The organism is Lentilactobacillus hilgardii DSM 20176 = ATCC 8290, from assembly GCF_000159315.1.
GTDB classification, from domain to species: domain Bacteria; phylum Bacillota; class Bacilli; order Lactobacillales; family Lactobacillaceae; genus Lentilactobacillus; species Lentilactobacillus hilgardii.
In genome coordinates this window covers 914,561-925,662 of the sequence record NZ_GG669992.1, presented here as the reverse complement: position 1 = coordinate 925,662, position 11,102 = coordinate 914,561, and the positions used below count along the sequence as shown (strand labels likewise).

Below are 11,102 nucleotides of genomic sequence, written 5' to 3'. Positions count from 1 at the left end.
TAAAAACACATCGTCGGTCGTTGCCCGAACGATGTATCACATTTGAAGGATATAATTGGTGTATCATTTTGTACAATCATTCTTTTAATCTTATTTTTCTAAATATTTTGCGCGTAACTTATTAATATCGGAACTGGTTAGACCAAGTCCCTTGTGTAGAAATCCATTCATTGACCCATAATGCTTGTTTGCTGCCTTATATGCTTCATCCAAATACTGTTTCTCAACAATCAGCCCATAATAATTGCTTATAAGTTCAGTCTTGCTGGCGCCTTTTTTCTTCAGCGCAGCGAGTGCTGCATCATTAGTCTGTTTACGGTATTTGTTTGAAAGTAGGAAATCTTTATAGATTGTGTCTCTATCTACCCCCAAAGCGGTTAATACAAGGGCAGTTCCGAAGCCGGCACGATCCTTACCGGCACTGCAGTGCCACAAAACTGCTTTGCCTTTGGGAACCGTCAATAATTCATGGAACAGCTTCTTGTATGCAGCCCTACCTTGTGCAGAATTCACAAAATAGTTGTAATAATCAATCATAGCTTGTTCGCCATTCTTATCGAAAATTTTATCGTTCGATTGGCTTTCCTTGTCAGACACAACCGAATCGGCAACGTACGTGACACCACTCATTTTAACATCGGGTGCCGATTTCATTTCTGCAAGTGTCCGTAAATCTACATCTACTGCCAAATGATGTTGTTTTGTCAATACCTGTTGATCATGCTTGGTTAGCGTATTCAACTTGGCAGACCGAATTAACATATTGGGCTTAACCTTGAGCCCGGACTTGGTACGATCCGCCAAGATCACGAACGTTGACTGCACCACTGAGCTTAATTTGTGAGCCGGCACCGTATCCTGATTTGGTTGTAGCGGCAATTGCCGTAGGTGACGCCTGATTTTGAATCGGTGCCGCAATTGCAACACCGGTCGAACTCAACGTGAGCGCAACCATCACGGATAAAATTGACTTTTTCATCTTGGATAACTCTCCCCTGACAATTTTTTGGTACAAGTTCATGTTATCAAGTTGAAGTAAAGGCCTGGTAAACTTCGTGTAAAGATGTCGTATAAAAACAAACGATTACTCGAAAGTCTTCAATATACCAATAAATCTTAACTACTTTTTTTCAATAACGTTTCAAGATTTCTCTTGCGCAATTCCCTTGGCAAAAAGTTTCGGATTTCTTCATCATTGAAACCTACCAATAACTTTTCATCATTAAAGAGGATCGGTCGCTTCAACATTTCAGGATGCTTGGTTAACACATCAATAAACTGTGACAAAGGCATTGCATCAAGATCCGTTTTTACCCGCTTATACGCATTCGAACGGGTTGAGACAATCTCCTCACAACCATTTTCACTTAAACAGAGAATCTGCTTAATTTCATCAGCATGAAGTGGTCGCCGATAAATATCCCGTTCTGCAAACTCAAGATGGTGTTCGGTTAACCATTGACGCGCTTTACGACTTGAAGTACTACTTGGAGCCACTAATAAATGTAGCATAAGCCTCTCCTCCTCACGAAGATGACAATTAAAAAATTTAGCGAATTTAATATATACACATGGTATCACATTAATAATTTATGTGAAATAGGTCTTTGCTAATCTATTCATTGATATTTCTTACATTGTGATATCTAAACTTAACATTAATCAAAATAGAGCTATCTATTTTTAATATTAAATAAATTAGTTGTGTACAATTTAATAGTTTGACTTTAGCACGCTTTACTGAATAATACAATCGCTCAAACGAAAAAAATATCGAATGATTCATAGAAGCTTTTAATCATAGGCCAACATCCTTATTATTCCAACACAAAAACACCCTTTTTAATGGCCCCAAAAATTTTTTAAAACAAAAAGATGCAGAAGACTTGCTTCTGCCGATTTTTTTCGTTATCTTCGATTTATAAATGAAAGGAGATTGCAATGGCATTCGATGAAAACCAGGATTTTATTCAACAGCTTGCTCAACTTAACCATGAAATGACAGATTATCTTAACCACCATATTTCATATCCAAATATTAACGCCAATAATTATTTTTACTTATTAAAATTATTAAACAACCCAAATATCATCCAAAATGATTTTTCATCTTTAGTAAAACTCAACCAAAGTACCATCACCCGCTCAGTTAACGCATTGGAAAAGAACGGTTACTTAATTAAACATGCTGCAGTAGATAAACGAAGCCATACCTTGCAGCTGACAGAATCAGGAACAACTGCCGCCAAGGATATCAGTGCTCTAATAGATTATTTAAATAACAATATCCTTGCATGCGATCCCAAAATAGATGTCGCAACTTTAATCCAGAGAATGCGGCAGCTAAACTCACCCACCCCAACTTCACACAATCGGAATGATGAGTCAGCCTAAATGAATCGCCTCTGAGTGTCACCACCTCATCCTCACGCATCAAGTAGGCATCCAAGTTATGAATAATTGTTTCTTTATCCATATTTTGACCAATAAAAACCAATTCAATCATGCGGTCACCCAAACGCTCATCCCAACTTTCCCGAAGATATTTACGAACCGTAAACATCTTTTTTATTTCCCATTTTTTCATCGATGCAATCCAGTATCCCGAGGGAATAATGTCCATTGCCCAACCGGATTGGGAAATATTGCAGACTCTTTCAGGTTGGGTAATCAGCCACATCACGTCCTTACATCTCGTGATCTCAGGCGGCCATTGGTCTAGCCAGTCATTAAAACGTTTGAGATTAAAAGGTCGTCGCCGTCGGTAGACAAACGACGCAATGCCAAATTTTAAATCATGATGTTCAGAAGGATGGCTTAAATCGTCTGAACGATCATAATCTTCAAGTTCGGTTTTTTCGTCAAATAGCCGGGGATTCACTACTTTGCTGACAGGTACCACGGCAAATCTGGTTTCTAAAAATTTAGCCTGTGGTTGCAATTGTCGGATAAACTTTTTAGATACAGTTGTTGTTCATTCGTCAAAAGATCCGTTTTATTAAAAAGGAGAACGTCGCAAAATTCGATTTGGTTGATGATCAATTGATTGCTTTGGGTAAAGTCCTAATTACACTCACCGACACCTGGCATAAATTGCTGTAAAACTCTGAACCCATCCACAATTGTGACGTTGGTGTCTAAACGACAGCTATCTGAAAGTCTTCGGCCATCTGTGTTCTTACCTCGAGAAATAAATTTAGCAACCATATCCGGTTGAACAATACCGGAAGATTCTATCAAAATCAAATCAAAATCTCTCGAAACTGCCAAATCATAGACTGCATCCACTAACCGTTGACAAAGATTACCACTAATACTGCCGTTGGTAAGTGCAATTATTCGATCTGCTTGCGAGAAATATGGATTTTTTTCAATCATTTTTTCATCCACATTAACTGTCGCCAAGTCATTGACGTTAATGCCAACTCTTCTATGTTCCTTACATTTTAGTAAATGCAAAATCAACGTCGTTTTCCCGGCACCAAGGTATCCGGAAAATCACTGTCACTGGAATTCTGTTATCCAAGCAAAGCACATCCTTTTACAAGCCAAATAGTAATGAATGCTATTTGATCCTACCATATTTTTTTCAAAATCCAGTCCTTTTTGGACATTAAAGCAGGCTTTGTTTTCTGGATTATGCTTGTCTTTGCTGACATTTATGAAATTTAACCTCATTACTGACAGCCTGACAATTACAACGCTGATCGTGGTAAGATTCTCAGACCCTGAAGCTAGGATCTATTATTTGCGTTAAGTCGGTACATCACTGGACTTTGCCAATCCAATTTCTCCTTAATTCGCTGATAATTGTAATAATATAAATATCGATCGATAGCTGTTTTCAACTCATCGTAACTGTGAAAGGTTTTTCCATAATACATCTCACGTTTCAAAATACTAAAGAAATTTTCCATAATCGCATTATCCAAGCAGGTCCCCTTTCTGGACATACTTTGGAAAATGCGATGTTGCTTTAACTTGCGATGATAGTCCGCTGATTGGTATCCCCAACCCTGATCAGAATGAAACGTTCGCCGGTACCGGCAATCATCAGTAATCCGAATGGCCTCATCCAAGCCTTCTAAAATGGCCTGCTCATTTGGAACCGATGACAGCCGATATGAAATGATTTCACTGTTATACATATCCAGAAAAACATCGAGATAAAGACTGTGTACGGTTGCAGGTTCTCCAATACAAAGATCGAAATAGACTAATTCCGTTGTATCCGTCGTAATTTTTTGATGACAAACTGGTGTCTGAAGACGGCGTCTAAGCCGATTCTTACAAATAAAGCCCACTTTCCCTTCATAGGAATGATATGTACTCCGGTATTCTGACACATGAGTTGAGTATCCCTTTACGTGAATACCCATTTTTCGCATCAATCGCTGAATACGTTTCTTGTTCACAAGTATGCCATAGCCACGTACTGCAATCGTCATTCGTCGATACCCATAATCCGGATTTTGACGATGAATCAATAAAATTTGATCTTCCAACTCCTTATCCGGATCGCCAAGATTAAATCGTTTTTGCCAATACATATAGGTCGCCTTCGGAAATTTCAGAGCTCGCAAAATATCTGCCAACGCAAATTGGTCCCGAAGCCCCAGAATAAACTGGGCAATTTCTCTTTTGGTCAAATCGGCTGCTTTCTTCCCAGCAGCCGAAACACTTTTAAAAAGGACTGCCGGATATCGTCATTAAGAAACCAGTCGGTCAATAATTCAGTTTGCTCATATCGTCGCATGAACCCACTTCCCTAAAACTTATAAACGCTATGCGTCTTATTCCTTATTTGTTCATATCATACCGCTTTTTAAATGATTTTAGTGTTTGAAGTCGGACCTGCTTTTGTAAGTCTGTTAAGTCAATATCGCTCAGCTTATTCCAAAACAGCAACAAGCGTTTTCTTTAAAATGATTGACCATCATTTTATATAAATAATTAGCCGGTTGGCTTTTTCTTTGAATTCGTTATGTTTTTTACTTTGATTTGTGTAATAATAATTTTAGGAGGTCCTAAGATATGGATAAACTAAGCCAAAAATCCCGAAAGCATCTCGAAGAAATTCTTGTGAACTATGTCCTTGAAGAATCAATCCACGCTGATTTTGGTTATATGTATAGTTCCGTAGGCAGTCCCCAATTAATCTCCCAACTGATCTCGGCTCGTGAAAAGCCGGTTAAGCGAACGGTCGCTAAGCTAAGCGATAAAGACCTGCTCGAAAAGTTGGATCGTGTTCAATCTTTGGCAGCAGCCGCGGATGCAGTTAACTAAGGATTCATCAAGATTTCACCCTAGTTAACCTATTATAAATGTTTTACAAATTTTCATTACTTTGAGAGGCGATTTTAAATGGATAGAAATGTTAATGCTTCAGATAAAGCTAGGCGTACCCCATTAAAAGCTTGGTATAAAGACGCCATATGCTGGTTGCTAATCGCAGTTGTCGCGGTTTTGGTCATCACATCATGGGCTTTATTCTAATAGTTCTGTTTATAAATTTGCTAAATCAAACCGTTCCCTTGATTGTAAAATCATGTCAGTGTATCTAAATGATTATGTTAATTCTGAGCAAAAAACACTATTTTTCACTTAAAATTAACACCGTCAGCGACGACATGGTCTCTCATTAATTAAGGGATTTTTTTATTTAATAATGAACGCTCTAAAAATAGTTGAGCAAATTATGAACGCAGTTAATCATTGTAGCCTTATACTGTAAATAGAGAGAAAGAAAAGACTTCCTCTCAGGCGTTGATTAATTCACGTCTGTTTGGTTGCGTGACTGATATCGATTGATAAGGAGGACGTTTATATGACATCACTAAAGAGATTATTTGGTCGTCACTTTAAGAAAGACAGCACCCGCACGGAAAATTCAAAGATCAGCTTAAAGGGTCGCTTGTTTTGGAACTCGGTTTTAAAGGGTCAATAAAAAGATGAATTGCTTAGTATGTATATAAGAGACCAAAAAGCATCACGCTTTGATGGTCTCTTTAATTTTGGCTTTATGCTTGATTTTGCCTGGTTTCCAAGGATTTAAAATGATTATAGGTCATTTCCAACAATGTTTTGGGAGACGCATTGTCCAAAATTCGAATTCTATCAGGATGTGCCGCTGGGCGGTCCTTATAGATTCGACTGTTAACATGATGGGACCCCTCAATCAGGATGAATGCCAAATCCGTATCGACATTTTCGATTCTTTGATAAATAAAGTCGCCACTCCGCTCACTGGGATCCAACACGTCGATCTGCACGTCAAACGGTTGAAAAAGGCGCTTATAACTGATCTGTTTAAACCAGGTCACAATCCTAACCGTCTTGTTGCCTAAAATCAATTTTGCGTCGGGATGATCTTCCATAAACCGTTTAGAAAACGCATCCCCTACTGTTCGCTTATCCCGACGGTCATTTTGAAAGTTATTGGAACCAAGCTGGCTTTTATCTTCGGATAGTGCCGCATAATGTTTATTAATCACGAAAATGTCCGCATCCGCATCATAGTTGCCACGATAAACATCATTCTCAATGAGTTCAAATTTGTTTCCTTTAATCTTGAGATCTGGAAAAACAGATCCCTCCAAGGAAACAAAGGCCAACTGATCATTAACCATTTTGGCATAACCATAGATTTGCTGGTTATCACGTAAATAATCACCATCCACGATATGTAAGCTGGTATTTTCAATCGATTTTTTCAATAAAAAATCAAGTCGGTTATACAATGGTAGAATCGATAAAAACCTCTTGGCATTACACTCATCAAGTCTGTAAAACAATTCACTGATTAACCGTTGAATAGAGACCTGCTTAATATGTGGCTCATTCTTGACGGACGGTTTTACCCGATTATTTAACCTGAACTGATGCTTATAGTCGGCGACCCGCTGACGAAGGTCCTTGATTTTGTCTTTTAAGGCTTCGTTCTCATTTATCACTGACCTATTTTGAGAGCGCAAGGAAGCCAGTACATGGCCTTCGATACTGTGAGTGAGCTTTTGATAGTTTTTTGTTGCGCGGCGGTTAATATCTAAAAGCGATTGAATTTGTCTATTCTGGGCCTCGTTGGTTCTCTCCAAACCATCCCTGTCTTTATACAACTGTTTGACCTGTTGCTTTGCTTCCGTCTGCGTGTGTTCGACTTTCAACAGGTCAGCCTGAAGTTTCGTCCTTTTGGCTTCCAGATTCGCCACCGTTTCCTTTAACTGTCGGATCTTTTGGCGATCAGTTCTTCGTTCAATCTGATTTTGTCCCAGTTTGGCTTTTAACCGCTTATTGTCTTTAGTTTCTTTTTTAAGTTTCTTGCCAAGCTTTAGTTGATGTGCCTCATGAATCTTCTCAATCGGTTCTTCTTGGGATTTTTTTAAAGCGTTTGCCACTAATTTTTTCTGCTTTTTCTTAAAGGTCTCCAAAACTTCATCCCGATGTTGATCGGCAAGACTCTGATTCTTCTTCTGTACCTTGTTCATGCGCCGTGGATCATATCGCACAATTAACCACCTCTCTTCATTTTTTAAAAACGTTGTTGATTCTATTATAAAGTACATTTCGTAAAACTAATTATAACTCTTTTAACATTTTGTTAAACCTTATTTCGAATGTTAACCATTATTCCCAGCGACTTTCTTTAAAAGGGTAAATTGCGCACCCTCATTTTTATCTCTAACATCAATTCCTCTAAACACGATTATTCACTTTAATGATGCTTTTAAGTACGCACCGTAAAAAGGAGGTATCACGTCATTAAGTTGCAAAAAATCCAGTTAAAAGCTAACTCATTCAGCCTTTAACTGGATCTTATTCAATTAATGATTAAATTTTAAACATAGGAACAGACTTTACTTAACCATTTTAACCAGCTTCTGATTATCTAATGACTTTAACGTACTTCGCATTTCCCGTAATGTAACCGCCAGCAACCTGATATCTCAGAGTCCCTCGCTGCTTCATGTCATGGGTTCTGGAATAAACCGCCCGCTTAACTTTAAATACTTTTTGTGTTTTCTTGCCATACTGACGGTTCTTCTTGGTGAGATTAACGTTACTGTAACGATTAATAGCACCCTTGGCCTTCACCTGTTTGGCAAACTTGTATTGACCGGCAATGACCAATTTACGATTAGCAGTGACGTAACCGCCATTGGTCAAGACAAATCGAGTGGTCAGATTGTGCGTTTCCAATCGCTTAACTTTCAACACAGTTCCCTGTTTATAATTTTTAATTTTGTTGGCTAAGTTCTTCTGCCGGTGCAGATTAACGCCCTTGGGATTAATCACCGTAATGGTGCGATGCTTTCCCTGATAGTAAACCGGCAATACATACTTGGAATTAGCGGTAATATAACCTGTTTTGCCTGCGGTTGCCGATTTGTGATTAACATCTTTCACCTTGTAGCGCAAAGCACCATTCTTGGACCTGGCATAATCGGTCACAACGAACATCGGCCGGTTGATTCTCGGCTTTTTGGTATAGTATGCAAGTCGCTGTTTTTCGTTAAAAGTCGGTTTTTGATACAAGTAAATCTTATTGACCGCGTAAACTGCCTGGTTCTTCTTTGCGACTATTTCACCGTCTGGATTAATCGGTGGCGTTTCAGGCTCTGACGGCTTGTCCGGTGTTGTCGGCGGCTCCGGTTTGGAAGGTTCAACCGGATTTGCCGGGCCGATCGGCGTAGATGGCAGCCCCGGTGTTGTTCCGGTTCCGCCACCGTTACCGGTATTGCCATTGTCACCACCAGTAGATTTCTTCAAATAGACGACGTTAATATTGCCGCCGTTTTCCGGAATGGTTACCTTTTTGGTACTTGTTTCATAGCCGTCATACGCCGGTACCTCGATGACATCTCCCGGAAGTCCGCTGCCCTTCTTCGGGGTGAGACCTGCAATCGGCTTGCCGTCCTGATCAACTGGAACAATAACGTATTCCACGCTGATGGCTGTGCTTTCATAAGGAATCAAATATTCAATGACCGGTATCTGAACCGAATCAGGCGCCATTCGGTAATCCGCAATTAAATAATACGTGTACGGATTTTGAACAACTTGAGCCTTGTTCCCCCAAAGATCTTCGACATCAATCCCCGGCTTAACTTGAGCTTTAAGATTGTTATAGTTAAAATCATTTCCTGAAACCGATGCAGCGCCACTGATCCGAAAAACCTGAACATGACTCTCAGACCCGTTACGGGCATCGATCCGGTATCCCATGCCACCGCCGGTTGACACTGCCAGATTTTTCTGATCATAAACAAGCGTCTGTCCGGTCCAAGGATTCCTGGCGTTCTTTGGCAGCTTATTTATAAATGGTTCGATCAGCTTATACGCATTGTCTTTAGCATAAACGGGCGGTAATACCACCTGTTGACCAATATATGAAAGACCATTTGTGAATTTATTACCATCCAATGACGAGAAGTCCGCAATACAATTAGATATCACATTTAGCTTTGTCAACTTTGGTAAATTGGCAACCGGTGTAATATCGGTAATTCGGTTGCCGGATAATTCAAGTGTCTGCAACTTATCCAATTTGCTAAGTGGCTTCACATCCGTGATATCATTACGGAAAAACTGGTGTTGATAATTTAAGTTTTCATTCATGTTAATGGTTTCAAGATTTGTTGCATATTGAAGCCCTTCAAGTGAATAGTTTCCCGGGTTGGTCGGTCCAAGTGAACCATTACCGCCAACAACCGGTTCTGTCAGGATTGGATCCTGAGCCCCGGTGCCTGGAAAGTAAATGAGTGACTTGAGATCCTTAATATTATCCTGTGTAATCTCATTGACATTGGCTAAAACGGGTTTCCCATCTCTTTTATACTGTTGATTCAAATCATATAAGACCAGATTTTGAAGTTGTTGATTAGGCATCCATGAATCAATACCTTCAGCCCTCACTGTCGTTGATAGACTCATTCCAAAAAGCATCCCAGCTACCACGATCATTCCCAATAAGAAAGATAGCAGGCACCTTTGTAAGCGCTTTCTAAAAAGTCCCGAACTTCCCCGTGTGTTTTCTTGCATGTTGGCTCCCCCGTTCAATTACGCGACAGGCTAAATAGTTTCCCTGGTATACATTTATTATAACGGGTTTATCATGGGTTTCAAAGAATATTGCTTATATTAGTAAACTTCTAATAGTCTATTTATTTACACAAAAAAGCTAATCAATGTTCAATTGGCTCTAATCATCTTTTGCAGCCCTGTACTACCGACGATCACTAAATTCCGATTAGCCGTCACAAATCGACCATTACTTAAAACCAAGCGAGCCGTCATTGTAATTGAAACGAAGAACATTTATTAAGGAATTTATTTGATCGTCTCGTTAAGAAGGGCAGCAAGCGCATTGAAAATGCAAAGAACTGCTTATTCTGGAATTCGGTTTTTAAAAGTCAATAAAGAAACGCTTTGCTTAATATTATGCACAAAGAAAACAGGAAAGTATTTTAGCTTCCTTGCCTCCTTAGTTTTGTTTTGTAAACATTTAAATTGAGATATAGCTTTTGCAACCATCTTTAAATCATTTGGATCTACGGCAATGTAACTATCTACTCTTAAAAGTCTCAAAACACCACGTTGTCTCATAATTACAAAATTTGAACCGACCTTATTAACTCACCCTAAAAATTTTCAGTCAATCCTTATTCTAACAACCGATAACCTTTTTTTGAATAAACCGTAAAAAGCTTTTTATATGTTCCCTGAAAAAAGCATAAGCATAATTACGGTTAACATTAATAAACTATTTTCCCGTAACAGCAATATTTATCTTTTTTGGAGACGTTTAAACTCACCCGGGAAGCACTTTAAAAAGCAAATTTTGTTGCATATCATTCATTAATTGTAATTGCTGCGCCATCCAGTCTTGATTATCATAGTGATCCAGTGCAAAAGTGATTGAAGCAACAGATAACTGACCATAGAAATGAGATAAGAAGTCAATTGAAAACTGATTGCTTATCCGTTGCTGATTTAAATATTTTCGACATGTTTCAACCAATTTTTGTTTAAGCTCTGATTCTAACGTAATCGGAGTTTCATGTATTTTTAAAAGCGCTCTGAGTTCATTATGATTTTTTGATAAA

General features: G+C 38.9%; 8 protein-coding genes and 3 pseudogenes. 2 read left to right on the top strand and 9 right to left on the bottom strand.

Going from position 1 to position 11,102, the window contains the following annotated elements:
• Window positions 1–90: 90 nt before the first annotated feature.
• The 3 genes from HMPREF0519_RS04095 to HMPREF0519_RS04090 form a co-directional block, all read right to left on the bottom strand.
• Window positions 91–762, bottom strand: coding sequence for a tyrosine-protein phosphatase (locus HMPREF0519_RS04095; RefSeq protein WP_003634865.1), 672 nt, complete (start codon window positions 760–762; stop codon window positions 91–93).
• Between the two features lie 7 nt (window positions 763–769).
• Window positions 770–979, bottom strand: a complete 210-nt coding sequence (locus HMPREF0519_RS14310; protein ID WP_225429140.1) for a hypothetical protein — start codon at window positions 977–979, stop codon at window positions 770–772.
• A 137-nt stretch (window positions 980–1,116) separates the two neighbouring features.
• Window positions 1,117–1,512, bottom strand: a complete 396-nt coding sequence (locus HMPREF0519_RS04090) for a Spx/MgsR family RNA polymerase-binding regulatory protein (protein ID WP_040472666.1) — start codon at window positions 1,510–1,512, stop codon at window positions 1,117–1,119.
• 429 nt (window positions 1,513–1,941) lie between these two features.
• Here HMPREF0519_RS04090 and HMPREF0519_RS14305 point away from each other — a divergent pair.
• Window positions 1,942–2,193, top strand: a pseudogene (locus tag HMPREF0519_RS14305) (MarR family transcriptional regulator); the annotation flags it as partial.
• Window positions 2,194–2,254: 61 nt separating this feature from the next.
• Here the strand turns inward: HMPREF0519_RS14305 and HMPREF0519_RS04085 are convergent.
• The 3 genes and pseudogenes from HMPREF0519_RS04085 to HMPREF0519_RS04075 all read right to left on the bottom strand — a co-directional run.
• On the bottom strand, window positions 2,255–2,941 hold the full coding sequence (locus HMPREF0519_RS04085; RefSeq protein WP_003634862.1) for a GTP-binding protein: 687 nt from the start codon (window positions 2,939–2,941) through the stop codon (window positions 2,255–2,257).
• Window positions 2,917–3,459 (bottom strand): annotated as a pseudogene (locus HMPREF0519_RS04080) (GTP-binding protein). The gene HMPREF0519_RS04085 and the pseudogene HMPREF0519_RS04080 overlap by 25 nt, the downstream one beginning before the upstream one ends.
• A 275-nt stretch (window positions 3,460–3,734) precedes the next feature.
• Window positions 3,735–4,652: pseudogene (locus HMPREF0519_RS04075) on the bottom strand (IS3 family transposase); the annotation flags it as partial.
• A gap of 382 nt (window positions 4,653–5,034) precedes the next feature.
• Here HMPREF0519_RS04075 and HMPREF0519_RS04070 point away from each other — a divergent pair.
• A complete protein-coding gene (locus tag HMPREF0519_RS04070; RefSeq protein WP_003634858.1) occupies window positions 5,035–5,286 on the top strand; it encodes a hypothetical protein in 252 nt (83 codons plus the stop codon).
• Between the two features lie 734 nt (window positions 5,287–6,020).
• On the opposite strand, the gene HMPREF0519_RS04065 is transcribed toward HMPREF0519_RS04070, so the two are convergent.
• The 3 genes from HMPREF0519_RS04065 to HMPREF0519_RS14075 form a co-directional block, all read right to left on the bottom strand.
• Window positions 6,021–7,505: a hypothetical protein gene (locus tag HMPREF0519_RS04065; RefSeq protein ID WP_233419311.1), complete on the bottom strand. Its 1,485-nt coding sequence runs from the start codon at window positions 7,503–7,505 to the stop codon at window positions 6,021–6,023.
• A 376-nt stretch (window positions 7,506–7,881) separates the two neighbouring features.
• Window positions 7,882–10,038 (bottom strand): DUF5776 domain-containing protein, encoded by a 2,157-nt coding sequence (locus HMPREF0519_RS04060; RefSeq protein ID WP_225429139.1) that lies wholly within the window; start codon window positions 10,036–10,038, stop codon window positions 7,882–7,884.
• A 769-nt stretch (window positions 10,039–10,807) separates the two neighbouring features.
• On the bottom strand, window positions 10,808–11,102 hold a 295-nt coding region (locus HMPREF0519_RS14075; RefSeq protein WP_003634853.1), incomplete at its 5' end, for a hypothetical protein.